Origin of the sequence: Streptomyces sp. NBC_01788, from assembly GCF_035917575.1 — a bacterium.
In the GTDB taxonomy this organism is placed as follows: domain Bacteria; phylum Actinomycetota; class Actinomycetes; order Streptomycetales; family Streptomycetaceae; genus Streptomyces.
The window spans coordinates 4,790,025-4,815,109 of the sequence record NZ_CP109090.1; the positions used below are offsets into that span (position 1 = coordinate 4,790,025).

Below are 25,085 nucleotides of genomic sequence, written 5' to 3' on the forward strand. Positions count from 1 at the left end.
ATGGCTATCTTCCTCACCAAGGAATCCAAGGTCATCGTCCAGGGCATGACCGGCTCCGAGGGCCAGAAGCACACGCGTCGCATGCTGGCCTCGGGCACGAACATCGTCGGTGGCGTGAACCCGCGCAAGGCGGGCCAGAGCGTGGACTTCGACGGCACCGAGGTACCGGTCTTCGGCACCGTCAAGGACGCCATCGACAAGACCGGCGCCGACGTCACGGTCATCTTCGTGCCGGAGAAGTTCACCAAGGACGCGGTGATCGAGGCGATCGACGCCGAGATCCCCCTCGCGGTGGTCATCACCGAGGGCATCGCGGTGCACGACACGGCCTCCTTCTGGGCGTACGCCGGGAAGAAGGGCAACAAGACGCGGATCATCGGCCCGAACTGCCCGGGTCTGATCACGCCGGGTCAGTCGAACGCGGGCATCATCCCGGCCGACATCACCAAGCCGGGCCGCATCGGTCTGGTGTCGAAGTCGGGCACGCTGACGTACCAGATGATGTACGAGCTGCGGGACATCGGCTTCTCCACCTGCGTCGGCATCGGCGGTGACCCGATCATCGGGACCACGCACATCGACGCGCTGAAGGCGTTCCAGGACGACCCCGACACCGACCTGATCGTGATGATCGGTGAGATCGGCGGCGACGCGGAGGAGCGGGCGGCGGCGTTCATCAAGGAGAACGTGACCAAGCCGGTCGTCGGCTACGTCGCGGGCTTCACCGCCCCGGAGGGCAAGACCATGGGCCACGCGGGCGCCATCGTCTCGGGTTCCTCCGGCACCGCGCAGGCGAAGAAGGAGGCCCTGGAGGCCGCGGGCGTCAAGGTCGGCAAGACCCCGACCGAGACGGCCAAGCTGGCCCGCGCCATCCTCGGCGGCTGAGCACCGGCTGCCCTCGGCGGCTGAGCACCGGCCGCCCTCGGCGGCTGAGCTCTCCGGAGCCGGTCCGGTGGGCCCGTCCCCAGGTGGGGACGGGCCCACCGGCGTTTCCGGCAGGCCCACGGGCGTTTCCGTGAACGGGCCGGCTGCATGAGTGGAGGGCCGGGTCATCTGACGCCCGGAGCCAGCCGCTCCGGTCCGCCCGCCGCCTCCTTCCTCAGCTCGGCGCGCAGCTTGAGCGCCTCCGGCGGGAGCGGGCCGAGCATGCCCTGCACCGGCAGCCCGTGCACCGCGTGCCCGGGGGACACCGGGGCCAGGTAGTGCGTGGGTGCGGTGCGCAGGGTGAGCGTCGTCGCGCCGATGATGGTGGCCGTGAAGGCGATGGCGGACCGGGTCCAGAACCGGGTCCGGCGTTCCCCGGTCGTGCGCACGCCCGCCGGCTCGCCCGCTCCGAGGCGTTCCGTCGAGGCCAGGCGGACCAGTCGCCGGTGCAGTTCCGCGGGGTCGGCCAGCTCGGGGAGGCGCGCGGCGAGCGCCTCGCGCGCGTGCATCAGCCGGTTCGCCGCGGCCGGAGTGCTCGCCTCCGTCTCCGCCGCCGTCTCGGGCAGATCGAGGCCGACACCGTCGTAGAGCACGAGGGTGCGGCGGTACGACGGCGGGATCAGCAGCAGGGCGCTTTGCAGCGCGCGGTCCGCGGGGTCGGACGGCGGGTCGGGGGTGTCGCCCCGCCGGCGGAAGCGGTGCCAGGGGGACAGCGCGCACTCGTACACCGTCGCCCGCATCCAGCCCGCCGGGTCCCGGTCGTGCGCGACCTCCGGCCAGCGCTGCCAGGCCAGTTGGAAGGCCTGGTCCACGGACTCACGGGCCCGCTCGTGCCGGCCCGTGAGCAGATAGGCCTGCCGGACGAGGGCGGGGGCGCAGAACGCGTACAGCGCGTCGAAGGCCTGAGCGGGCGTCAGCGGGGTGCCCGTCTCGTCGACGGCCTGATCCCGCGTCAGGGAGACGTTCGCGCCGGAGCGCCGGTCCTCCATGGGGGATGGCAGCGGGTTCGCATGACTGTTCGTCATGATGCGTCCCTCCGTGTGAATAGGCACATAATCGTATATTGAGTGACACGGCGGAGGTTCGCCTGTTGCGCCCGGAAAGCGTGTGCCGTTGGGAGCATGGAGGCCGTGATCCAGACGACCCGCCGACGTTCCCCGCTGTCACGTCTCCGCACCCGCGTGACGGACCGTTCACCCGGCCTCGGAGCCGGGGTCCTGAGCGGTGCGGTCGCGGCGGGCCTCGGCCTCGGCTCGTTCGCCGTGCTCGTCGTCGTCCTGTGGATCAGCTCGCCGTATCCGGACAGCGGACCCGGCGGCGCGCTGCACGTCGCCGCCGCGCTGTGGCTGCTGGCACACGGCTCCGAACTGATCCGCACCGAAACCCTCACAGGGGTTCCCGCGCCCGTCGGCGTGACCCCGCTGCTGCTGCTCGCGCTGCCCGTGCTGCTGGTGCACCGGGCGGCCCGGGACACGACCGACGGGAGCGACGGCGGGCCGCTCGTCCCCCCGCACACCGCCTGGGCGGGCGTCGTCCTCGGCTACCTCGCCGTCGGATCCGGTGCCGCCGCGTACGCGGCCGGCGGTGCGCTGCGGCCCTCCTGGGCGTGGGCGGCGGTGTGCGTACCGCTGGTCACCGCGGCGGCCGCGGGCAGTGGCGTGTGGACGGCGTACGGCTGCCCCCGGGCACCCCTGGAACGGGCGCTGCGCCTGCTGCCGGGCGGTGTTCGGCGGCTGCTCCTCGGACCCGGCCCGCGGGCGCGCCTCGGTGCCGCGGCACGGGCGGCGGGCGCCGGGGCCATGGTGTTCGCCGGCGGCGGGGCCGTGATGCTCGCGGTGTCACTGGTGGCGCACGCCGGGTCGGTCCAGCGGGCCTTCCTGGAGCTGACCGAGGGCTGGTCGGGGCGGTTCGCCGTGCTGCTGCTGTGCCTGGCGCTGCTGCCGAACGCGGTGCTGTGGGCGGCGGCGTACTCCGCCGGCCCCGGGTTCGTGCTCGGCGCCGGTCATGCCGTCGGCCCGCTGTCCTCCGCCCCGGCCCCGCTGCTGCCGTCCTTCCCGCTGCTCGCCGCCGTACCGGACCCCGGCCCCGGCACCGAGCTGAACTGGGCGACGGCCTCGGTGCCGGTGGCGGCGGGGCTGACGATGGGCTGGTTCGTGGCCAGGGCGGCGGTACGGGAGGAGCGGGGCGACCGGGAGCGGGACGGCGGGGAGGCACGCACGGGCCTGCGGGCCTGGTCGTGGTGGCGGACGGTGGCCGGTGCCGGGCTGGCCTGCCTGCTGTGCGCTGCGGTCCTCGGGGCACTCGCGGCGCTGGCCGGCGGCCCGCTCGGGGACGCCGCGCTCGCCCGGTTCGGGCCGGTGGGGTGGCAGGTGGGCGCGGCGGCGCTGGTGTGGACCTCGCTGGGGGCCGTACCGACGGCGGTGGTGCTGCGGGCGTGGCGCTGCCGCTCGGTCCGGGTGCAGGCGGGCGGCTCGGTCCGGCCGAAGACCGGCGAGGCCGGGGCGGGCACCACCGTCACGGTGCCGCGGCCGTCGGCCGCCGAAGCCGTGCGCGCGCGAGTGAGCAGGTGGGGCCTGCTCCTGCGGGCGAAGACCCCGAAGCCCCGGTCCCCGCAGCCCGCACCGGTGCCCGTTCCCTTTGACGACCTCCTCGAGCCGTACGACGTCCTGCTCCTCGACCCGCCGGTGTCGGGAGCCCCCTCCTGGCACGAGGACGCGGCCCGGCAGGCCCGCTTGACCGCGTCGAAGGAGGCGGCGGCGGGCACGGAGGCACCGTGGGAGGCCGCGGCGGGGGAGGAGGACACCAAGCCGAAGGGAACCGCGGAGCCGGTGGATTCCCCTCCGGCCCCAGGTCAGGGCGACCCGGTCGCTCCGTCCGCCCGGCGGGAGCCTTCCGCACAGGACCCCGGCGCGGAGGAACCCCCCGCGCCGGACGCCCCCGTCAGTCGCTGATCGCCAGCACGCCCCGCAGCTCCTGCGGCAGATGCTGGTCGCAGGACTGCTTGGCCTCGTTGGTGAGGGCGTCGTTCACGCACGAGTAGTAGTCGCGGTAGACGATCTGCGCCGTGAAGTTCACGGCGACCAGGGCGAGCGCCAGGGACGCGGTGACCAGGCCGCTGACCGCGGCCGTCGTCTGCGGGCGGCCCCCGGTGGCCGGGCTGTCGACGTCCTGCCCGCGGGGCCTGGCGCGCAGCGAGCTGATGCCCCAGTGCAGGGAGAGCGCGCCCAGCAGCAGGGCCACGTACGGCCAGCTGAACAGGGCGAAGAAGAAGGCCCACATGCCGCACAGCAGGGCGTACCGCGCGCGGCGCTGGGCGGGGTCGGTGGGGTCCCAGCGCGGACCGGGCCCGCCGCCCGGGTTCTGCGGGCCGCCGGGCCGCTGCGGGCGCTCGCCGAAGCCGTTGGGGGAGCGGCCGGGCTGACGGTCGCTCCACTGGCTGCCCCAGTGGCCGCCGCCGTCGCCGGACCCCTCGGATCCGCCCTCGGACGAGTCGTCACCGCCGGACTGGGGACGAGGCTGCCACGGGCGGTCGGGGGTGCCCTCCGGCGGCGGTGCGAAGGGGTTGTCGTCCGGGGTGGCGCTGCCGCGTCCGGCGCCGTCCCGCCCGTCCGAGGACGCGTCCGGAGGGGAGGACGGGCGCTCCCGCAGCAATACGGCACCGCGCCGCCCTCCCGCGGGCTGCGGAGGGAGCGTGGAGAGTCGCAGGCTGCGGTGCGGCATCAAGTGAGCGTCTTCCCCTTGGTGAGTCACGAACGGTCTGGCACGAACGGTCTGGCACGAACGGTCTGGCACGAACGGTCTGGCACGTCTGATCGGGCACGGATGGTCCAGCACGACCGCGCGGGCACGGATCCTTCCGGTGCTGAGCGTCCCCCCGAGTGCGCTGGGTGCCCACGGTCCGGGGTCTCTCACCGCGTCAACGTGCGGTGGATGCGGTGCGTTCCCGTACCAGCTCCCCCCAGACGCTACCTTCCGGCCACGCCCCCGTCCCATGGGGGCCGTCCGATGTGCCGGTATCGTTGCTGGCGGTCGGCCGCTTCGTAGGCTTCCCCGTATCCGGAAGCGCGAAGCATTCGTACGACCATACAAAACAGCTTCCCGAGAAAGGGCCCCATCGTGGCCGCCAAGCCCGTGGCCAAGCGCCTCGTCGTGCTGGTCTCCGGATCCGGCACCAATCTTCAGGCGCTCCTCGACGCGATCGCCGAGACGGGAGTCGAGGCCTACGGCGCCGAGATCGTCGCCGTGGGCGCCGACCGCGACGGCATCGAGGGGCTGGCGCGCGCCGAGCGCGCCGGGTTGCCGACCTTCGTGCGGAAGGTCAAGGACTACGGCACGCGCGAGGAGTGGGACGCGGCGCTGGCCGAGGCCGTCGCCGCCCACGAGCCGGACCTCGTCGTCTCCGCCGGGTTCATGAAGATCGTGGGGAAGGACTTCCTCGCGCTGTTCGGCGGGCGGTTCGTCAACACGCACCCCGCCCTGCTGCCCAGCTTTCCCGGAGCACACGGTGTGCGGGACGCGCTCGCCTACGGCGCCAGGGTCACCGGCTGCACCGTCCACTTCGTCGACGACGGCGTCGACACCGGCCCGATCATCGCCCAGGGCGTGGTCGAGGTCCGGGACGAGGACGACGAGAGCGCGCTGCACGAGCGCATCAAGGAAGTCGAGCGAAGGCTGCTCGTCGAGGTCGTGGGGCGGCTCGCCCGCAACGGCTATCGCATCGAGGGACGAAAGGTAGTTATCCAGTGACCGCCGAGAACAAGCGGCCCATCCGGCGCGCGCTCGTCAGCGTCTACGACAAGACCGGCCTGGAGGAGCTCGCGCGCGGGCTGCACGAGGCGGGCGTCGAACTCGTCTCCACCGGCTCGACCGCCGCCCGGATCGCCGCGGCCGGTGTGCCCGTCACCAAGGTCGAGGACCTCACCGGCTTCCCCGAGTGCCTGGACGGCCGGGTCAAGACCCTGCACCCCAAGGTGCACGCCGGCATCCTCGCCGACCTGCGCCTGGAGGACCACCGGCGGCAGCTGGGCGAGCTGGGTGTCGAGCCCTTCGACCTCGTCGTGGTCAACCTCTACCCGTTCCGCGAGACCGTCGCCTCCGGCGCCTCGCCCGACGAGTGCGTCGAGCAGATCGACATCGGCGGCCCCTCGATGGTCCGCGCCGCCGCCAAGAACCACCCGTCCGTGGCCGTCGTCACCAGCCCGGACCGCTACGCCGACGTCCTCGCCGCGGTGCAGGACGGCGGCTTCGACCTCGCCACCCGCAAGCGGCTGGCGGCCGAGGCCTTCCAGCACACGGCCGCCTACGACGTGGCCGTCGCCTCCTGGTTCGCCTCCTCCTACGCGCCCGCCGACGAGTCCTCCTTCCCCGACTTCCTCGGCGCCACCTACGCGCGCAAGAACACCCTCCGCTACGGCGAGAACCCGCACCAGCCCGCCGCCCTCTACACCGGCGGCCCGGTCGGCGGACTCGCCGAGGCCGAGCAGTTGCACGGCAAGGAGATGTCGTACAACAACTACACGGACACGGATGCCGCCCGCCGTGCCGCGTACGACCACGACGAGCCGTGCGTGGCGATCATCAAGCACGCCAACCCGTGCGGCATCGCGGTCGGCGCGGACGTCGCCGAGGCGCACCGCAAGGCGCACGCCTGCGACCCGCTGTCCGCGTTCGGCGGGGTGATCGCGGTCAACCGCCCGGTCAGCAAGGAGATGGCCGAGCAGGTCGCGGAGATCTTCACCGAGGTCGTCGTCGCGCCTGACTACGAGGACGGCGCGCTGGAGGCCCTCGCCAAGAAGAAGAACATCCGCGTGCTGAAGGCCCCGAACGGTCCGTGCGGGCGGGTGGAGGCCAAACACATCGACGGCGGCGTGCTGCTCCAGGCCACCGACCGGCTCCAGGCCGACGGCGACGACCCGGCCCACTGGACCCTCGCCAGCGGCGAGGCGCTGCCGGCCGGGGAGCTGGCCGAGCTCGCCTTCGCGTGGCGGGCCTGCCGGGCGGTCAAGTCCAACGCGATCCTGCTCGCCAAGGACGGCGCCTCGGTCGGCGTCGGCATGGGCCAGGTCAACCGCGTCGACTCCTGCAAGCTGGCGGTGGAGCGGGCCGGCGCCGAGCGGGCCGACGGCTCCTACGCGGCCTCGGACGCGTTCTTCCCGTTCCCGGACGGACCCGAGATCCTCATCGCCGCCGGTGTCCGCGCGATCGTCCAGCCGGGCGGCTCGATCCGCGACGAGCAGGTCGTCGAGGCCGCGCAGAAGGCGGGCGTGACGATGTACTTCACCGGGACCCGCCACTTCTTCCACTGATCGGCGCACGCCCCTGACGACCGCGGCCTCCGGCCCTCTCCACGAGAGAGCCGGAGGCCGCGCTCACGCCGGCCTCAGCACGTGGGCAGCGGGTTGGTCTCCGAGGCGATGTTGTTGTCGCTCATCCAGCCCCAGGCCCCGTTGTCCGCCTGGGTCCAGACCCAGCGGGTGGGGTGCGGGCCGCCGTGGTTCTGCCCGCCGTCGAACTTGCAGACGAACCAGGACGGGTTGGAGTACATGCGGCCCACGACGGACCCCGTGTTGGGGCTCAGGTAGACGTTGGCGCCACTGGCGTTGTTGCAGTACCAGACGGATCCGCTCTTCCAGCACGGCGACGCCGCCTGGGCGCTGCCCGCGATGCCGGCGAGCCGGAACTGGGACTACCTGGCCTGCTGTGTCGTCCGTCCCCCGTGGACGGCGGAGGTACCACGATGATGCTGTACAAGGTGCGTCTCCCCGTGCCTGACGGCTACGGAATCCAGACCAGGGCGACGCACAAGGGCCGTGTCCCCCCTTACGGGGTGGGACACGGCCCTCGAGAATGAATGGCGCGAAGTGTTCCCTTGCGACGGCGTGTGTCAGTTCTGTACGACCATGGTGCCGGCGGCCTTGTCGTGCCAACCCTGCTGGCGGCCCGACTTGTCCCAGAAGGGGGACAGGTAGACCAGCAGCTGGCCGATACCGCAGGCGACGCTGCCCACCGTCGGGATGATCCAGCGGATGAACGCCTTGCCCAGTCCCGGCTTGCCGCCCGTCTCGGCGTTCACCACGTACAGGCCGACGGCCATCTTGCCCAGGGTGCGGCCCAGCAGGCCGACCATGAGCCACTCGTAGAGCAGGGCGATGATCATCAGAGTGCCGATGATGGCGCCGAACTTGGATGTGAAGTCGGAGCTCGCGTTGTTGATGCAGGTGTTGTAGTCGGCGGCGTTCGGATCGCAGTCCTTGGCCGCACCGATGAAGCTGGAGGCGCCCGCGGCGATGAGGATGCCGTAGATGACACTGAAGATCACGCCGTCGATCAGACGGGCACCGAAGCGGCGGCCCATGGACGCGACGCGGGGACCGGCGCCGCCCGGGTGGCCGGGCTGCTGCGGGTAGCCGTAACCCTGCTGGGGCGGGATGGGGGGCGCCTGCGGGTAGCCGTAGCCGGGCTGGCCCTGCGGCTGGGGCTGGCCGTAGCCCTGCTGAGGGTTCTGCGGCGCTCCGTAAGGATCGTTGGGCGAGCCGAAACTCATGGCCGGTTCCTCCGTTGAACTGCGGGGACGACGCGGACTTCGCGGAGGAACGACACGATCTGAGCGGTTTGCCCCCCCCGAACCCGAACCGCGCTGTTGCGGCGTTCATCGTTCTAGGCGGGGCGAGATTTTGTCCAGCCCGGGGAGCGATGTGTTGTGCAAGCGCAACATCGCCGATCATGTGTGCGGACGCCCGGAAAAAGCCCGCGGGGCCTCCCGGATTGGAACCGGGAGCCGGTCATCCGCGAGGATAAGGACATGACCGCCCAGATTCTCGATGGCAAGGCCACCGCAGCCGAGATCAAAACCGATCTGACCGCCCGCGTGGCGGCGCTGAAGGAGAAGGGCGTCACGCCCGGCCTCGGCACGATCCTGGTCGGGGACGACCCCGGCAGCCGGAAGTACGTCGCCGGCAAGCACCGCGACTGCGCCCAGGTCGGCATCGCCTCCATCCAGCGGGAACTGCCGGCCACGGCGACCCAGGAGGAGATCGAGGCGGTCGTCCGGGAGCTGAACGAGGACCCCACCTGCACCGGCTACATCGTCCAGCTGCCGCTGCCCAAGGGCATCGACGAGAACCGCGTCCTGGAGCTGATGGACCCGGACAAGGACGCGGACGGCCTGCACCCGATGAACCTCGGCCGGCTCGTCCTCAACGAGCCCGCCCCGCTGCCCTGCACCCCCAACGGCGTGCTGACGCTGCTGCGCCGCCACGGCGTGGAGATCAAGGGCGCCGAGGTCGTGGTCGTCGGACGCGGCGTGACCATCGGCCGTCCGATGCCGCTGCTGCTCACCCGGCGCAGCGAGAACGCCACGGTGACCCAGTGCCACACCGGCACCCGCGACCTGTCCGCGCACCTGCGCCGGGCGGACATCATCGTCGCCGCGGCCGGATCCCCGCACCTGGTCCGCGCCGAGGACGTCAAGCCCGGCGCGGCCGTCCTCGACGTCGGTGTCTCCCGCAACGCCGAGGGCCGGATCGTGGGCGACGTCCACCCGGACGTGGCCCAGGTGGCCGGCTGGCTGTCCCCGAACCCGGGCGGGGTCGGCCCGATGACCCGCGCCCAGCTGCTGGTGAACGTGGTCGAGGCGGCGGAGCGCAGTGTCGGCTGACGTGGAGGGCACCGGGCGGGAGGGCGCTCCCGCCGAGCCGGAGACAGAGGTACGAGACCCGATCGGCGTCGTGGACGCCACGGGCAGGGCGCGCCGGGGCACACGCCGCTTTCCGCTGTTCACCCGGGACACCGCGCGGCCGGAGGGCGGCGGCCGGGCCGCGCCCGGCGGCGCCTTGGCGCCCGCCCGGCAGTGGCCGCTGCTGGCCGTGCTGGGCACGGTGGGGCTCGGGTTGCTGGTGACCGCCCTCGACGCCTTCAGGGTCGGTCTGCTGCTGATCGGCCTCGCGCTGCTTGGCGGGGCCGCACTGCGCTGGTTCCTGCCCCGGGTCGGCATGCTCGCGGTCCGCTCCCGTTTCACGGACATCGTCACCTTCGCCGTACTGGGCTGCACCATCGTCCTGCTGGCGCTGATGGCCCAGCCGAGGCCCTGGCTGGAGATTCCGTTCCTGGACGACGCGCTGCACTTCACGGTCCGCAACGGCTAGTAGTACTTCGTTAGGTTGGCTGGCGTGGGTGGTGTTCTGGCGGAGCTGAAGCGGGGATGCTGCGGTGGCAGGTGGGGCATGTGCCGGTCCATGCGCGTATGAGGTCCTGGAGCGTGTCGAGGACCTGGTAGAAGGTCAGGCCGGCGCTGTTGCTTTTGGGTCGAGGCGGCGGAGGGTGAGGAAGGCGTGGGCGGCGGTGACGAGGGTGGCGTGGTGGTGCCAGCCGCGCCAGGTGCGGCCTTCGAAGTGGTCCAGGCCCAGGCCGTGCTTCATCTCGCGGTAGTCGTGCTCGATCCGCCAGCGCATCTTCGCCAGGCGGGCCAGGTGCCGCAGGGGGGTGTCGGCGGGCAGGTTGGTCAGCCAGTACTCGGTGGGTGTCTTCTCGTCGGCGGGCCATTCACTCAGCAGTGTCGCCGGGGGCAGAACGCCGTCCCAGGCGGTGGAGCCGCCCGCCCGGGCCATCGCGTGTCTGCGGGCCGCGACACCGGCCGGACGCACGATCCGCACCCGGAATCTCGAGCGCATCGGCCCCTTGGACCCTGTGCGCCAGGTCGCCTGCCGGTAGGCCTTGCGGCCGGTTTCGGCGGCCAGGTCCTTCAACGAGAGCGCTCCGGTGCGGTAGCGCAGGGCGGGCTTGCGGCCGGTCCCGCTCCAGGCCGGTGCGGTGGGCACGGCGTCGTGCGGATGGGCGGATTCGTCCGCCCGCACCGCGACGACGAAGTCCAGTCCGCGGTCGGCCAGAGCCTGCCGGAACGCGGTGTTCTGCCCGTACCCGGCATCCGCGACGATCACCTGCGGGACGAGGTCCCAGCCGATCGCCTCGTCGATCAGATCCAGGGCCAGCCGCCACTTCTCCAGGTGCCCCACCTCCTCGGGCACCCCCGCCCTGGCCCGGCGTCCGGCGGCGTCCTGCCACTCCTGCGGCAGGAACAGCCGCCATGAGATCGGCACGGAGGCGGTGTCGGACGCGGCATGCAGGCTGACCGCGACCTGGCAGTTGGACTGCTTGCCCAGCGCCCCACACCACTGCCGGGCCACCCCCGCCGACATCTTCCCGTCCTTGGGGAACGACACGTCGTCGATCACCCACACCAGGGGATCGACGACGGGGACCGTCTTGACGGCCACCGCCCGCAACACCGCGGCGTGGTCCCACGGCGACTGGTTCACGAACTGCTGCAACGCCTGCATATCGCCGTCCGGCAGCCGCTCGGCCATCGGCTGGATCGACTTCCTGCGACCGTCCAGCATCAACCCGCGCAGGTAGCAGTCGCCCTTCGCCCGCTGATCCCGGCGCGGCACCGACGCGAACACCTCGGCCACGAACGCGGCCAACTCACCCCGGAGTTGCTCGATCTCCCCCAAGTCCACACGGGCAGCCTGCCGGACTCGGCACCCAAGATCAAATCAACCTAACGAAGTACTACTAGTGCTGCGACCGGAAAGGTTCACCGGCTTGCGACGCCCGGCACGGCTCCCCCAAGCTCTTCGAGCAGGGGGACCCCCAGCCGCGTTGTCGCATCACCCGAGTTCATCCAGTACACGGGCGATGCTCCGCCTTGCGAGGCTCCCCCACTGCCCGAAGGGCGTGGGAGGTGCCCCCAGCACCGGACGCCGCGAGCTTTCCGGCAAACCTTCCCGGCAACAGCACTAGCACGCGGCGGCCCGTCCTCTCCCCCGAGTCAGGACGGGCCGTCGCCGGGACCAACCCTCCTGCACGGTGAACGGGCTGTTCAACGCCTGTCCGTGCGCTGTGGCACGGAAGTGACCGTTCCGCCACGCTGTCCGCGCTTTGCCACAGGACCTCGGACCCGGCCCCGGCCGGGGAGCCGGGGGCCGCTGCGACGCGCGAGGTCACGCCGGGATCCGGGATGTGGCGAAATGTCGACAGATCCCGCCACGCGGCTGAGACCGTCCGCCCGTCGGGCTAGCGTGGGCAGTCGCACCGGGCGCGAGCGTCGGCCCGAGTGCTTCCGTGCGCCCCTGGGGGCGGGACCTGAGATCCTGACGGGGCGCGCTCCTGTGGGTAGCGAGAACTGGGCAGTGAGAACAGGGAATCGGCACAGGTGTCACGCGCGGGGAACAACCAGCACGTACCGGGGGGAAGGGGAAGCGATGCCTCGTTGGAAGGCCTTGCCCGATGAACTCGATCCACAGATCAGGGAGTTCGCGAGTCAATTGCGCAGGCTCGTGGACCGCGGCGGTCTGAGCATCGCCGCGCTTGCCGATCGCACGGGTTACAGCAAGACGTCCTGGGAGCGGTATCTCAACGGACGGCTCCTGGCGCCCAAGGGTGCGGTCGTCGCGCTCGCCGAGGTCACCGGCACCAATCCGGTCCACCTCACCACCATGTGGGAGCTGGCCGAACGGGCCTGGAGCCGTGCGGAGATGCGCCACGACCGGACCATGGAGGCCATCCGGATAGCCCAGGCGCGGGTCGCGCTCGGGGAGGCCGGCGCGGGGGCGTCCGGCGCCGAGGCGGGCGGGGGCAAGGCCGCCCGCAGGAACGGCACCGCCACGGCGGCCCCGGGGAGCGCGGGCCCGGCGGGCGCGTCCCCCGCGGTGCCCGTGCAGCCGACGGCGTCCGACGCCGACGCCCGTGAGGGCACGGCGAGAAAGGCGCCGCCGGCCCCGGAGGACGCCGTGCCGACGGCTTACCTCCCGGCCACCGCACCGGGGCCCGCCGCTCCCGGCGCCGGTCCGGACCCCGACCGCTCCGCCTCCGACGCCCGTCCCGACTCGGCCGCGGGAGCCGGCAAGGACACCGGAGCCGGTTCCGCCTCCGGCTCCCCGGCGTCGACGGGCGGCAACTCCTGGGGGCTGGCCGGTTACCGCGGCCCGTCCCGCACGGGCGGCCGCGCCTCCGACGACAAGGCGTCCGCCGCCGGCGGTGCCGGACCGGCCGCCGGACTCACGAGCCCGCAGCCTGTGGTCTCCTCCGGCTCCTACGCCCCGAGCGACCCCGGCGGCCCGTACACCCCGGCTTCACCGGGCCCGAACGGCGAGCCCCCGCGCTCTCAACGCCCCGCTGCCTCCGGCGGCAGGGGGCGGAAGCGGCAGGTGCTGATGTTCCTCGCGGGTGCGGCCAGTTCCCTGGCCGTGGTCGGCGCCGTCTTCTTCCTCACCGGCGGCGGGGACGGCAAGAAGGCCGCGGACGCGGCCAAGTCGCCCTCCCCGTCCGCCGACGTCAGCCTGCCGCCCGGCGTCAAGTGCGTCGCGGACGGCTGCACCGGCAAGGACGCCGAGGCCATGGGGTGCAGCGGCAACCTGGTGAGCACGGCCGAGAGCGTCACCGTCGGCGCGACCCTGGTCGAGGTCCGCTACAGCAAGACCTGCGGCGCCGCCTGGGCCCGTATCACCCGGGCCGTCCAGGGGGACGAGGTCCGGGTCACGGTCGGCTCGCGCACGGAACGCGGCACCCTCGCGGCGGACGGCGAGACGATCGCGTACACGCCCATGGTCGCGGTGCGGGACGCGACGCAGGCCAAGGCGTGCGTGACGCTGGCGTCGGGGCTGACGGGGTGCACCGGCTAGGGTCTTTCGTTTGGATCAGGCCGGATCAGGGAGCGGGGTCTGGTGCTGGGGACACCTCCCACGCCGTTCAGGCAGTGGGGGAGCGTCGCACGGCGGAGGAGGGCGGCAGGGCGGAGCCCTGCCAACCGACGACAACGCGGCTGGGGGTGCCCCCTGCTCGAAGAGCTTGGGGGAGCGGTGCCAGGGCCCGCGAGCCCGGCATGATCCAAACGAGAGGCCCTAGGGGAACCGCAGTGGCGGTGGGGGCCGTCCGGGTGACAAGTCGCACGGGACAGGTGTGGGGGCCGCCGAACCGGGCACGCGGACAGTACCCCCACGGGAGTCCGGTTTTCCGGCAACCCCCATACGGCGGCCGCCCTCGTCCCTCCTCTCCCGGACGGGCGGCCGCCTCTCCCACGTCACCGGGCCGCTCTGTGGGCCGGGCCACAGGGGCCCGGCCGTCCGAGATCCCGGAGAGGCGATAGCCTGACGGCTGGATCTCTCTTGACGCCAAGAGATCGATCATCCGTTGAGTGATCGGTCATCGCGGCGCCGCCGGTCAGCGGCCGGCGGCGGGATCCCGCACCCCGGGGCAGGGACGCCCCACCGCCAGCTGTCATACGGAGAACGCCATGACTCGCACTCCCGTGAACGTCACCGTCACCGGCGCGGCCGGCCAGATCGGTTACGCCCTGCTCTTCCGCATCGCCTCCGGCCAGCTGCTCGGCGCGGACGTGCCGGTCAAGCTGCGCCTCCTGGAGATCACGCCGGCGCTGAAGGCCGCCGAGGGCACGGCCATGGAGCTCGACGACTGCGCGTTCCCGCTGCTTCAGGGCATCGACATCAGCGACGACCCGAACGTCGCCTTCGACGGTGCCAACGTCGCTCTCCTCGTCGGCGCCCGCCCGCGCACCAAGGGCATGGAGCGCGGCGACCTCCTGGAGGCCAACGGCGGCATCTTCAAGCCGCAGGGCAAGGCCATCAACGACCACGCCGCGGACGACGTCAGGATCCTGGTCGTCGGCAACCCCGCGAACACCAACGCGCTGATCGCCCAGGCCGCCGCCCCGGACGTGCCCGCCGAGCGCTTCACCGCGATGACCCGCCTGGACCACAACCGCGCGCTGACCCAGCTCGCCAAGAAGACGGGTTCGACGGTCGCCGACATCAAGCGCCTGACCATCTGGGGCAACCACTCCGCGACCCAGTACCCGGACATCTTCCACGCCACGGTCGCCGGCAAGAACGCCGCCGAGCTCGTGAACGACGAGAAGTGGCTGGCCGAGGACTTCATCCCGACCGTCGCCAAGCGCGGCGCGGCCATCATCGAGGCCCGCGGCGCCTCGTCGGCCGCCTCCGCCGCCAACGCCGCCATCGACCACGTGCACACCTGGGTCAACGGCACCGCCGACGGCGACTGGGTCTCCATGGGCATCCCGTCGGACGGCTCGTACGGCGTCCCCGAGGGCCTGATCTCGTCCTTCCCGGTCACCTGCAAGGACGGCGCGTACGAGATCGTCCAGGGCCTGGAGATCAACGACTTCTCCCGCGCCCGCATCGAGGCCTCCGTCAAGGAACTGGAGGAGGAGCGCGACGCGGTCCGCTCCCTCGGCCTCATCTGAGTCACCGCGCCCGTCCGCAGGGCCCCGTTCCGGTTCCGGCCGGAGCGGGGCCCTGCGCGTTCGTGCCCGCGTACGCCGGTGCCGCCGGCGCGGCTCGTGCACCGTGGTGCCCACTTGACAAACCGCTTCCCGCGCGGCTTCCCGCCCCCCTATGCTGATGGCCCATCAGTTCTGTCGAGCTGGGGAACGTTCACACCTCGGGGGAGTCGCGTGAGCACCGTATCCATGCCGCAGCAATCGCAGCCGACGCCCCCGGACGCGTCCCCGCCCGTGCCGCCGTACGCCAGTGAGGCCACCCGGCTGCTGTGCGCGGGCACCTACCTGGACAGCGAGTACCGGGACCGGGTCATCGACGAGCTGTACGTCAACGAGCAGCGTCTCTGTGCGCCTTCGCCCGGCTTCGACGCCGCGCGGGTCCTGGCCCACGCCCTGCGTGCGCGACGTCTGGAACTGGCCTGGGACGGAGCCATCCTCGGGCTGTGGGTGGTGGGCGCCGTGCTCACCGGCTACTGGCTGCTGATCTTCCTCGCCCTGGGCGTCCAGCTGGCCGTCGCCACCCTGATCAGGGGCAGGAGCGACACCCCGCCGCTCTACCGGCGCGTACCGGCCTGGTTCCTGCGGTGGTACAGCCGTATCGGCCTGGCCTGGTACTTTCTGCTGACCTTGGGCATCGCGTTCTCCGGTGGTGGCGACTCTTCCTCGGACACGTCGGACTACTACGACGAGTACAGGACGTCGAGCGCCTCACTGTCCGACCTGCTCACCTCGTTCGAGGCCGAGCGTCTGCAGGCATGGCTCTCGATCGTCGTCCTCGCGCTCATCGCCCTCTGCCTCGCCGCCCGGCGCAGCCAGGTCACCCGGGCGTTGACGGCCGAGCTCTCCCCTCAGCGCTTCCCGGACGCCGCGAGCGATCCGGCGCTGCGGGCCGAGGGCGGACGGTTCCAGCGGCTGGTCGGGCGCATCCACGCGGAACAGCACCAGCAGTTGACCATGTATCACGAGGCCCGCCCCTTCTGCGGGGCCGGAACCGCGCACGACACCTGGGTGCTCGCCGTCGAACTGCGCCCCGACGCCATGAAGAAGCAGCGACCGCTGAGCAACAGGGCGGTCCTGGAGACCGTCCGCCCCCTGCTGGACCAGCTCCGCGAATCGGCGACGACCGCCGCGTTCCCCGTGCGCGACCGGCTGCGCCGCCTGGAGATCGGCGAATGCGTCTTCCTGCCGGTCGAGGGAATGCTGCGCCGCGAGGACGCCCCGTACGATCCGCAGGCCTTCGAGAACCACCGGATGCGCGCCGCCGAGGAAGGCGCCGAGAAACGGAGGCACTTCCTGTGCGCGCGGGTCGACGGCTGGGAGGGGGAGCTGATCGTCAGCGTCTTCGTCCGCGTGCACACCCAGGGCCGGATGCTCATGCTGGAAGTCGCCCCGCACGTACTGAACCCGGTGCGCCAGGAGTTCAAGGACGCCGACCGCACCGCTCACCGCTACAACCGCAACAACCTGCTGGGCAAGGCCGCCTACGCCGTGCCACGGGTACCGGTGTCCCCGGGCATCGCCCTGTTCGGCCTGGGGCGGATGATCCGGTTCGGCTGGCGGCTGCTGACGTCCGGCAACGCCGGCGCACTGCCGGAGGGCCCCGCCCTGTCGGTGCGTGAACTGGGTTCGGCTCCGGACGGGTCGCTGTTCCAGCAGATGGACGTGGACCGCTATCTGCGCACGATCCAGGACCGGATCGCGCACGGCGTGCGCGCCGCGCTCGCCGACGCCGGCTACCAGACCGGCGAGTTCGTCCAGAAGATCGTCAACATCAGCAACGGCGGCGTGAACATCGACTCGGTGGAGGGCTCCACCTTCGCCGTCGGTTCGCACGCGACCGCCAGCAGCGGCACCGAGCCGCGGAAGGGAACGGGCAGCGATGACCGACCGGCATGAGCCGAACGTGACCATGGGGAACGTCTCGGGCAGCACCTTCGCCATCGGCAGCCACGCCAGCGCGGTCGGCCACCACGGCGCAGGACCGCAGCGCGACGAGGCCACCGAGCAGCTGCTGGCCGCGGTGCGCGAGCTGCGCGCCGATCTGACCCGGGTGCGGGGCACCGAGCAGACAGCCGCGCTGGACGCCGAACTGGCCGGTGCGGAGGAGGAGATCAACACGACCGGCCAGGCCGGCCCGTCCCGGCGTGAACGACTGCGCGCGCTGCTCGCCGACTCCCAGTCGCTGCTGAACGTCCTCGCCTCCGCGGGTGCCGTGGCGGGACTGCTGGCGTGAGAGCGCGATGAGCGGGGGACAGCGCCACTGGAACGAGGAGACCCAGCGCTGGGAGGACGGTGCCCGGGACGTGGGGCGGGCGACCCCGCCACCGCCCGCCCGGTCGGCGCACATGCCGGCATCGCCGCCGGGCGAGGTCCGGGATCCCGACGCCGGCGCACCCACCGGCACCTGGTCCGCGGCGGCCCCGCCCCCGCCGCCGCCCGTGCCCGGCGGGCACAGTCGCCGCACCGCCTGGACGGTGATCGGCGCGGCCGCCGCCACGGGAGTCGCCGTCGCCCTGGTGGTGACCCTCGGCCTGGGCGGCGGCGGGAACGACGGCAACCGGGTGGCCGCCACGACGAGCGGCACGCCGGGCGTGTCCGAAGCGCCCCCCACCACGTACGCCTCACCGGAACCGGAGACCGGGACGCCGTCCCCGTCGGCCCACGAGCCGCCGGCCGGCTACACCGCCTACGACGATCCGGAGGGCTTCCGCATCGCCGTGCCCGACGGCTGGCAGCACCAGCGGTCCACCGTGACCTCCCGGTACGGCATGGACATCGTCAACTACCGTGATGCCACGGGCCGTCACCGGCTCCAGGTGTACGAGGTGCAGGAGTCCTCCCCGGACGACTCGTTCGACGAGTACCTGTCCGAGAAGCTGCCCAAGCCACCGGGATTCCGGAAGCTTTCCCGGGTGAACCTGGACAGCGGCGACTTCACGGGCTCCCGGCTGGAGTACCTGGCCGACTCCCTCAAGGGCGAACCGGACATCGGCACCTGGTACGTCGTGGACGAACGCTTCGAGGCCGCCGACGGCAGGCTGTACGCGCTCGCCTCCTACGGGCCCGAATCCGACGGCCGACACGACGAGCAGGAGGTCCTCAGCACGGCACTGGACTGGTTCTGTCCCTCCTACGCCACCTGCGAGGACTGACCCACCGCCGCCCGGGGGCCGGCCGCCCGGCCGGCCCCCGGGGCGGGGTGGTCACTTGTACTGACCGGGGGTGTAGTGGCCCGGGACCGCGCGGGTCGTCACGCCGAACCGGTTCCAGGCGTTGATCACCGTGATCGAGGCGATCAAGTGGGCCAGTTCGGCCTCGTCGAAGTGCGCGGCGGCCTTCTCGTACACCTCGTCCGGCACGAAGCCGTCGGTGAGGACGGTGACGGCCTCCGTCAGCTCGATCGCGGCGAGCTCCTTCTCCGAATAGAAGTGCCGCGACTCCTCCCAGGCGGCCAGCTGCACGATCCGCTCCACGCTCTCGCCGGCCGCGAGCGCGTCCTTCGTGTGCATGTCCAGGCAGAACGCGCAGTGGTTGAGCTGCGAGGCACGGATCTTGACCAGCTCGCGCAGCCGCGAATCGAGGCCCTGGCCCGCGGCCGCGTCCATCCGGACCATCGCCTTGTAGACCTCGGGAGCGTGCTTGGCCCACTGCATACGGGGCTCGTGCTCGGGCGCGTAGGCGGGGGCGCCTTCGGTGGTGTTCGTGGGTTCGCCGGTGTTCGTCGTCGTAGCCATACGTCCGACCCTATGAGTGAAGCAGCCCAGGAGTATGGTCCATTTCCATGGCGGAATCATGGGCCACTCTGGGCCTGGACCTGCATCTGGAACCGGCCGGTCCCGGCGTGCGCCGCGGCCTCACCGACGCACTGCGCGAGGCGGTCCGCGGCGGCCGTCTGGCCCCCGGAACCCGGCTGCCCTCCTCCCGGAGCCTCGCCGCCGACCTGGGTATCGCCCGCAACACGGTCGCCGATGCCTACGCCGACCTGGTCGCCGAGGGCTGGCTCACCGCCCGCCAGGGCTCCGGCACGCGCGTGGCCAGAGGGGCACCCGCCTCGCCGTTCGGGCCGTCGCCGAGCGCGGACGCCCGGCGGGCCGGCGCGGCCCGGCAGCCCCGCGAACGCCCCCGCCCCGTCCACGACCTCGTCCCCGGCACCCCGGACCTCGCCTCCTTCCCCCGCACGCAGTGGCTCAAGGCCGCCCGCCGCGCCCTGGCCACCGCGCCCCACCACGCCCTCGGCTACGGCGACCCGCGTGGCCGCCCGGAACTGCGCACCGCCCTTGCCGGGCATCTCGCCCGGGTCCGGGGCGTCCGCACCGACCCCGACCACCTGCTGGTCTGTGCGGGCTTCTCGCACGGACTGCGGATCCTCGGCACGGTGCTGCGGGCGCGCGGCGTCACCACGGTCGCCGTCGAGTCGTACGGCCTCGACGTGCACTGGGACCTCCTGGCCCGCGTGGGCCTGCGCACCCGTCCCCTGCCCTTCGACGGACTCGGCACCGTCACCGGCGACTTGGCCGGACCCGGAGCGGTCCTGCTCACCCCCGCCCACCAGTTCCCGATGGGCGTGCCCCTGCACCCCGACCGGCGCGCGGCCGTGACCGACTGGGCCCGGCGCACCGGCGGCCTGATCCTGGAGGACGACTACGACGGCGAGTTCCGCTACGACCGCCAGCCCGTCGGCGCGCTCCAGGGCCTCGACCCCGACCACGTGGTCTACCTGGGCACGGCGAGCAAGTCCCTGGCCCCGGGACTGCGCCTGGCCTGGATGGCCCTGCCCCCGTCCCTCATGGAGGAGGCCACCGCCGCCAAGGGTCCCTCCGACACCTGCGGGGTGCTGGACCAGCTGACGCTCGCGGAGTTCATCACCTCCGGCGCCTACGACCGTCATGTGCGCTCGGCCCGGCTGCGCTACCGGCGCCGCCGTGACGCCCTGGTCGAGGCCCTCGCCACCCGCGCGCCCGACGTCCACCCCACCGGCATCGCCGCCGGTCTGCACGCCGTGCTGCGCCTGCCGCCCGGCACCGAACCGGCGGTGGTCCAGGCAGCCGCCTGGCAGGGCCTCGCCCTGCACGGACTGTCCCGCTTCCGCCACGAGCAGGCCGCCGTGGCACCGCTGGACGCGCTGGTCGTCGGCTACGGCACCCCACCGGACCACGCGTGGGCGGGCGCCCTGGACGCCCTGTGCCGGGTGCTGCCCTGACGGCCCGTCGCGTGCCCCGTCGAGCGGTGCTCACGCCTTCGTGGCAGGCAACTCCTCGACCGGCCCCTGCTCGACCGGCGCCTCCCCGAACCGGGCCAGCGCCAGGGCGCCCGCCACCGCCACCGCGAAGCCGAGCACCGCGAGCCAGGCCAGGCCCTCGCGGGTGCGGTCGCCCAGCCACACCACCCCGACCGCCGCGGGGCCGATCGTCTCGCCGATGACCATGCCCGCGGTGGCCGTGGTCACCGAACCTCGCTGGAGGGCCGAGGTCAGCAGCAGGAAGGCGGCTCCACCGCCGATGAGCAGCGCGTAGGCCGCCGGGTTGGTGAACAGCACCGACGGGGCGAGCGAGTCGATCAGCCGCACCGCCACCTCGACCACGCCGAAGCCGAAACCCGCTCCCAGGCCGAGGAGCAGGGCACGCACGCGCTCGGGCAGACGGCCGCCGACCGCCCCGAGCAGCAGCACGGCCAGCGCCGCGCCGAGCATCGCCCACTTCAGCGCCGCCGAGCCGTCCTCGTGGCCCTCCGTGCCCGAGGCCAGTCCCAGCATGGCCAGACCGGCGCAGACGACGCCCACCGCCGACCACTCCAGCGAACTGAGCCGCACCCGCAGCAGCCGGGACGCGGTCACCGCCGTCACCGCGAGGCTGGCGGCGAGGGCCGCGCCGACCACGTAGATGGGCAGCGAGCGCAGGGCCGCGATCTGGAGCAGGAACCCGAGGCCGTCCAGGCCCAGGCCCGCCACATACCGCCACTGCCGCACCGCCCGCAGCAGCAGCGCCGCCTCCCCGCCCCCGCCGGTGTCCGCCGCGGCGCGCGTGGCGATGGCCTGGAGCACCGTCGCCGTCCCGAAACACACCGCCGCGCCGAGCGCGCACACCATTCCGAAGAGCACGAGGCGACTCTAGGGGAGCGGGGTGTCCGGGCGTCACCAGATCCAGGACCCCGCGGTCCAGCAGCCGTTCCTCGCTCGCATGGCGGACACGGGAACGGTGCCGTGGGGTGGGCCCGGTAGGCTGACGACGGGCCGTGACTGGCGCGCTGGGATGGGACCGACCATCGGGGAGCGGCCCGAACGGAAAGTGTGCCGTGCGCCTGGGCCGTAACGTGAACGCCGATGCCACGTCCGGAGGTCCCGATGCCTGAGAACACCGCGCCCCTGTCCAACGAGTCCACCGCCTTCCGTGCCGCCCTCGACGTGATCCGCGCCGTCGAGCCGCGCGTGGCCGACGCCATCGGCCAGGAGGTGGCCGACCAGCGCGAGATGCTCAAGCTGATCGCCTCCGAGAACTACGCCTCCCCGGCCACCCTGCTGACCATGGGCAACTGGTTCAGCGACAAGTACGCCGAGGGCACCGTCGGCCGCCGCTTCTACGCCGGCTGCCGCAACGTCGACACCGTCGAGTCGCTGGCCGCCGAGCACGCCAGGGAACTCTTCGGTGCCCGCCACGCCTACGTCCAGCCGCACTCCGGCATCGACGCCAACCTCGTCGCCTTCTGGGCCGTCCTCGCCCAGCGCGTGGAGGCACCCGCCCTGGAGAAGGCCGGGGTCCGCCAGGTCAACGACCTCTCCGACGCGGACTGGGCCGAACTGCGCCAGGCCTTCGGCAACCAGCGCATGCTCGGCATGTCCCTGGACGCCGGCGGGCACCTCACCCACGGCTTCCGCCCGAACATCTCCGGGAAGATGTTCGACCAGCGCTCCTACGGCACCGACCCGGTCACCGGCCTCCTCGACTACGAGGCCCTGCGCGCCTCCGCCCGCGAGTTCAAGCCGCTGATCATCGTCGCGGGCTACTCGGCCTACCCGCGCCTGGTGAACTTCCGGATCATGCGCGAGATCGCCGACGAGGTCGGCGCCACGCTCATGGTCGACATGGCCCACTTCGCGGGCCTGGTCGCCGGCAAGGTCCTCACCGGCGACTTCGACCCGGTTCCGCACGCCCAGATCGTCACCACCACCACCCACAAGTCCCTGCGCGGCCCGCGCGGCGGCATGGTCCTGTGCGACGACTCCCTCAAGGACCAGGTCGACCGGGGCTGCCCGATGGTCCTCGGCGGTCCCCTCCCGCACGTCATGGCCGCCAAGGCCGTCGCCCTGGCCGAGGCCCGCCGGCCCTCCTTCCAGGACTACGCCCAGCGCATCGTCGACAACTCCCGCGCGCTCGCCGAGGGCCTGACGCGCCGTGGTGCCACCCTCGTCACCGGCGGCACCGACAACCACCTCAACCTGATCGACGTCGCCTCCTCCTACGGCCTCACCGGCCGCCAGGCCGAGGCCGCGCTGCTCGAGTCCGGCATCGTCACCAACCGCAACGCGATCCCGGCCGACCCCAACGGCGCCTGGTACACCTCCGGCATCCGTATCGGCACCCCCGCGCTGACGACCCGCGGTCTGGGCACCGCCGAGATGGACGAGGTCGCCGGCCTGATCGATCGTGTCCTGACGGCCACCGAGCCCGGCACCACCGGCAAGGGCACCCCCTCCAAGGCCCAGCACGTCCTCGACCCGAAGATCGCGGACGAGATCTCCCACCGGGCCACGGACCTCGTGGCGGGCTTCCCGCTCTACCCGGAGATCGACCTCGGCTGACCCGCCCCCACAGGGGACGCGAAGGCCCCGTGACCCGCGGGTCACGGGGCTCGGCGCGGCGTGCCGCCGGCCGCCCACGGCAACTGATCACCGACCGGTGGCGCGCACTGTGTTCCCCGTCTCATCGTTGCGGGCGGTCACCGCGGCCTCATCGACGCTGCGGCCCCCCGTCCCGCGTTCTCACAGCCTTGCCGCATCGCGCGCCAGGATCCGGTTCCCACCTGTTTCCGGCCGGTTCCGGATCGGGCCCCCTTACCTGAGAGAATGGTGAGCATGGCGACTGACCGACCCCGCGTGCTCTCAGGAATCCAGCCCACCGCCGGATCGTTCCACCTCGGCAACTACCTCGGCGCCGTACGCCAGTGGGTGGCCCTTCAAGAGACCCACGACGCCTTCTACATGGTCGTCGACCTGCACGCGATCACGGTCCAGCAGGACCCGGCCGAGCTGCGGGCCAACACCCGGCTCGCCGCCGCCCAGCTGCTGGCCGCCGGTCTGGACCCGGCCCGCTGCACGCTGTTCGTCCAGAGCCACGTCCCCGAGCACGCCCAGCTCGCCTGGGTCATGAACTGCCTCACCGGCTTCGGCGAGGCCGGCCGCATGACCCAGTTCAAGGACAAGTCCCTCAAGCAGGGCACCGACCGGACCTCCGTCGGCCTGTTCACGTACCCGATCCTCCAGGTCGCCGACATCCTGCTCTACCAGGCCAACGAGGTGCCGGTCGGCGAGGACCAGCGCCAGCACATCGAACTCACCCGCGACCTCGCCGAGCGTTTCAACGGCCGCTTCGGCCAGACCTTCACCGTCCCGGACGCGTACATCCTCAAGGAGACGGCGAAGATCTACGACCTCCAGGACCCGACGATCAAGATGAGCAAGTCGGCGTCGACGCCGAAGGGCCTCATCAATCTCCTGGACGACCCGAAGGCCACCGCCAAGAAGGTCAAGAGCGCGGTGACGGACACCGACACCGTCATCCGCTACGACCTGGAGACCAAGGCGGGCGTCAGCAACCTCCTGACGATCTATTCGACGCTGACCGGGGCGGGTATTGGCGAACTGGAGGAGAAGTACGCCGGCAAGGGCTACGGTGCGCTCAAGACGGACCTCGCCGAGGTCATGGTGGAGTTCGTGACGCCGTTCCGGGAGCGGACTCAGCAGTACCTGGACGACCCGGAGACCCTGGACTCGATCCTGGCCAAGGGCGCGGAGAAGGCGCGCGCGGTCGCGGCGGAGACTCTTTCCCAGGCGTACGACCGGGTGGGTTTCCTGCCCGCCAAGCACTGAGGCGCACCACCGCACACGCGCACCGCGACGCAGAGCGCTGTACATCACTGCGGCTGCGCCTGCCCACAACGGTGCGGTGGTCGTACAGTCATAGCCGGACGGCAGTGACGAAACGGCTGAGAACGAAACAGAAGAACACATCCGGCACGACGAAGGAGACGACGTGGGGACCGTAACGATCGGCGTGTCGATCGCGGTCCCGGAGCCCCACGGCAGCCTGCTCCAGCAGCGGCGCGCGGGCTTCGGCGACGCCGCGGCTCACGGCATCCCCACGCACGTCACCCTGCTCCCGCCGACGGAGGTCGACTCCGGGGAGCTGCCGGCCGTGGAGGCCCATCTGACGGAGGTGGCCGCGGCCGGGCGCCCCTTCACCATGCGGCTGTCCGGCACGGACACCTTCCGGCCGCTGTCCCCGGTGGTCTATGTGCGCGTCGTCGAGGGCGCCGAGGCGTGCGCGGGGCTGCAGCAGCAGGTCCGCGACCCCTCCGGGCCGCTGGCGCGCGAACTCCAGTTCCCCTACCACCCGCATGTGACGGTGGCGCACGGCATCGACGACGCGGCGATGGACCGCGCCTTCGAGGAGCTCGCCGGGTACGAGGCCGAGTGGGCGTGCACCGGGTTCGCCCTGCACGAACAGGGTCCCGACGGGGTGTGGCGCAAGCTGCGGGAGTTCGGCTTCGGCGGCAGCACGGTGGTGCCTCCGCAGGCGGCCCCCGTGGACAGCGGCACGCTGCCCGCCCGGTAGGCACCTGCCCCGGCGTTCCC

Annotated in this window: 23 protein-coding genes and 1 riboswitch; of the genes, 16 read left to right on the top strand and 7 right to left on the bottom strand. The window is 72.4% G+C overall.

Features of this window, described 5'->3' with window-relative positions; all coding sequences use genetic code 11:
* Nucleotides 1-885: a succinate--CoA ligase subunit alpha gene (gene sucD / locus OIE49_RS21815; RefSeq protein WP_100569832.1), complete on the top strand. Its 885-nt coding sequence runs from the start codon at nucleotides 1-3 to the stop codon at nucleotides 883-885.
* A 164-nt stretch (nucleotides 886-1,049) separates the two neighbouring features.
* On the opposite strand, the gene OIE49_RS21820 is transcribed toward sucD, so the two are convergent.
* Nucleotides 1,050-2,063, bottom strand: coding sequence for an RNA polymerase sigma factor (locus OIE49_RS21820; protein ID WP_442812351.1), 1,014 nt, complete (start codon nucleotides 2,061-2,063; stop codon nucleotides 1,050-1,052).
* Here OIE49_RS21820 and OIE49_RS21825 point away from each other — a divergent pair.
* Entirely contained in the window at nucleotides 2,046-3,875 is a 1,830-nt protein-coding gene (locus tag OIE49_RS21825; RefSeq protein WP_326803741.1) for a cell division protein PerM, read from the top strand. The genes OIE49_RS21820 and OIE49_RS21825 overlap by 18 nt on opposite strands.
* Here the strand turns inward: OIE49_RS21825 and OIE49_RS21830 are convergent.
* The gene (locus OIE49_RS21830) at nucleotides 3,865-4,644 is read right to left on the bottom strand and encodes a hypothetical protein (RefSeq protein WP_326803743.1); all 780 of its coding nucleotides are present in this window, start codon (nucleotides 4,642-4,644) and stop codon (nucleotides 3,865-3,867) included. The two genes, OIE49_RS21825 and OIE49_RS21830, sit on opposite strands and share 11 nt — an antisense overlap.
* 396 nt (nucleotides 4,645-5,040) lie before the next feature.
* Between OIE49_RS21830 and purN the strand changes: the two genes are divergently transcribed.
* Both purN and purH read left to right on the top strand, forming a co-directional pair.
* On the top strand, nucleotides 5,041-5,670 hold the full coding sequence (gene purN, locus OIE49_RS21835) for a phosphoribosylglycinamide formyltransferase (RefSeq protein WP_326803745.1): 630 nt from the start codon (nucleotides 5,041-5,043) through the stop codon (nucleotides 5,668-5,670).
* Nucleotides 5,667-7,229 carry a bifunctional phosphoribosylaminoimidazolecarboxamide formyltransferase/IMP cyclohydrolase gene (purH, locus tag OIE49_RS21840; RefSeq protein ID WP_326803746.1) on the top strand — a complete coding sequence of 521 codons (1,563 nt, stop codon included), beginning with the start codon at nucleotides 5,667-5,669 and terminating at the stop codon, nucleotides 7,227-7,229. Before purN ends, purH begins: the two co-directional genes overlap by 4 nt.
* Nucleotides 7,230-7,303: 74 nt before the next feature.
* On the opposite strand, the gene OIE49_RS21845 is transcribed toward purH, so the two are convergent.
* A complete protein-coding gene (locus tag OIE49_RS21845) occupies nucleotides 7,304-7,468 on the bottom strand; it encodes a hypothetical protein (protein WP_326803747.1) in 165 nt (54 codons plus the stop codon).
* 58 nt (nucleotides 7,469-7,526) lie between these two features.
* Between OIE49_RS21845 and OIE49_RS21850 the strand changes: the two genes are divergently transcribed.
* Complete coding sequence (locus OIE49_RS21850; RefSeq protein ID WP_326803748.1) at nucleotides 7,527-7,664, top strand: hypothetical protein; 138 nt, start codon at nucleotides 7,527-7,529, stop codon at nucleotides 7,662-7,664.
* Nucleotides 7,665-7,807: 143 nt separating this feature from the next.
* Here OIE49_RS21850 and OIE49_RS21855 read toward each other — a convergent pair whose 3' ends face one another.
* A complete protein-coding gene (locus OIE49_RS21855) occupies nucleotides 7,808-8,467 on the bottom strand; it encodes an RDD family protein (RefSeq protein WP_326803749.1) in 660 nt (219 codons plus the stop codon).
* 258 nt (nucleotides 8,468-8,725) lie between these two features.
* Here OIE49_RS21855 and OIE49_RS21860 point away from each other — a divergent pair, with 258 nt between their 5' ends.
* Together OIE49_RS21860 and OIE49_RS21865 are read left to right on the top strand one after the other, a co-directional pair.
* On the top strand, nucleotides 8,726-9,580 hold the full coding sequence (locus OIE49_RS21860; protein ID WP_326803750.1) for a bifunctional methylenetetrahydrofolate dehydrogenase/methenyltetrahydrofolate cyclohydrolase: 855 nt from the start codon (nucleotides 8,726-8,728) through the stop codon (nucleotides 9,578-9,580).
* Nucleotides 9,570-10,067, top strand: a complete 498-nt coding sequence (locus OIE49_RS21865; RefSeq protein ID WP_326803751.1) for a DUF3017 domain-containing protein — start codon at nucleotides 9,570-9,572, stop codon at nucleotides 10,065-10,067. Before OIE49_RS21860 ends, OIE49_RS21865 begins: the two co-directional genes overlap by 11 nt.
* 135 nt (nucleotides 10,068-10,202) lie before the next feature.
* Here the strand turns inward: OIE49_RS21865 and OIE49_RS21870 are convergent, their stop codons facing one another.
* Nucleotides 10,203-11,438, bottom strand: coding sequence for an IS701 family transposase (locus tag OIE49_RS21870; protein WP_326803752.1), 1,236 nt, complete (start codon nucleotides 11,436-11,438; stop codon nucleotides 10,203-10,205).
* 744 nt (nucleotides 11,439-12,182) lie between these two features.
* On the opposite strand from OIE49_RS21870, the gene OIE49_RS21875 reads away from it, so the two are divergent.
* From OIE49_RS21875 to OIE49_RS21895, 5 genes are all read left to right on the top strand, one after another.
* Nucleotides 12,183-13,601 (top strand): XRE family transcriptional regulator, encoded by a 1,419-nt coding sequence (locus tag OIE49_RS21875; RefSeq protein ID WP_326803753.1) that lies wholly within the window; start codon nucleotides 12,183-12,185, stop codon nucleotides 13,599-13,601.
* 611 nt (nucleotides 13,602-14,212) lie between these two features.
* The gene (locus OIE49_RS21880) at nucleotides 14,213-15,202 is read left to right on the top strand and encodes a malate dehydrogenase (RefSeq protein ID WP_326803754.1); all 990 of its coding nucleotides are present in this window, start codon (nucleotides 14,213-14,215) and stop codon (nucleotides 15,200-15,202) included.
* 210 nt (nucleotides 15,203-15,412) lie between these two features.
* Nucleotides 15,413-17,134, top strand: a complete 1,722-nt coding sequence (locus tag OIE49_RS21885; RefSeq protein ID WP_403320000.1) for a hypothetical protein — start codon at nucleotides 15,413-15,415, stop codon at nucleotides 17,132-17,134.
* On the top strand, nucleotides 17,118-17,471 hold the full coding sequence (locus OIE49_RS21890) for a hypothetical protein (RefSeq protein WP_100569844.1): 354 nt from the start codon (nucleotides 17,118-17,120) through the stop codon (nucleotides 17,469-17,471). The genes OIE49_RS21885 and OIE49_RS21890 overlap by 17 nt, the downstream gene beginning before the upstream one ends.
* A 7-nt stretch (nucleotides 17,472-17,478) precedes the next feature.
* Nucleotides 17,479-18,390 (top strand): hypothetical protein, encoded by a 912-nt coding sequence (locus OIE49_RS21895; protein WP_326803755.1) that lies wholly within the window; start codon nucleotides 17,479-17,481, stop codon nucleotides 18,388-18,390.
* A 51-nt stretch (nucleotides 18,391-18,441) separates the two neighbouring features.
* Here the strand turns inward: OIE49_RS21895 and OIE49_RS21900 are convergent, their stop codons facing one another.
* Entirely contained in the window at nucleotides 18,442-18,972 is a 531-nt protein-coding gene (locus OIE49_RS21900) for a carboxymuconolactone decarboxylase family protein (protein ID WP_326803756.1), read from the bottom strand.
* 47 nt (nucleotides 18,973-19,019) lie between these two features.
* Between OIE49_RS21900 and pdxR the strand changes: the two genes are divergently transcribed.
* On the top strand, nucleotides 19,020-20,438 hold the full coding sequence (gene pdxR / locus OIE49_RS21905) for a MocR-like pyridoxine biosynthesis transcription factor PdxR (protein WP_326803757.1): 1,419 nt from the start codon (nucleotides 19,020-19,022) through the stop codon (nucleotides 20,436-20,438).
* 30 nt (nucleotides 20,439-20,468) lie between these two features.
* On the opposite strand, the gene OIE49_RS21910 is transcribed toward pdxR, so the two are convergent.
* Nucleotides 20,469-21,323, bottom strand: coding sequence for a hypothetical protein (locus OIE49_RS21910; RefSeq protein ID WP_326806297.1), 855 nt, complete (start codon nucleotides 21,321-21,323; stop codon nucleotides 20,469-20,471).
* A gap of 136 nt (nucleotides 21,324-21,459) precedes the next feature.
* A riboswitch (ZMP/ZTP riboswitch) is annotated at nucleotides 21,460-21,548 on the top strand.
* Nucleotides 21,549-21,578: 30 nt separating this feature from the next.
* Between OIE49_RS21910 and OIE49_RS21915 the strand changes: the two genes are divergently transcribed.
* The 3 genes from OIE49_RS21915 to OIE49_RS21925 all read left to right on the top strand — a co-directional run bounded on the left by OIE49_RS21915 (nucleotide 21,579) and on the right by OIE49_RS21925 (nucleotide 25,065).
* Entirely contained in the window at nucleotides 21,579-23,033 is a 1,455-nt protein-coding gene (locus tag OIE49_RS21915) for a glycine hydroxymethyltransferase (RefSeq protein WP_100569847.1), read from the top strand.
* A 273-nt stretch (nucleotides 23,034-23,306) separates the two neighbouring features.
* Complete coding sequence (gene trpS, locus OIE49_RS21920; RefSeq protein WP_326803758.1) at nucleotides 23,307-24,320, top strand: tryptophan--tRNA ligase; 1,014 nt, start codon at nucleotides 23,307-23,309, stop codon at nucleotides 24,318-24,320.
* 163 nt (nucleotides 24,321-24,483) lie between these two features.
* A complete protein-coding gene (locus OIE49_RS21925; RefSeq protein WP_326803759.1) occupies nucleotides 24,484-25,065 on the top strand; it encodes a 2'-5' RNA ligase family protein in 582 nt (193 codons plus the stop codon).
* Nucleotides 25,066-25,085 lie beyond the last annotated feature (20 nt).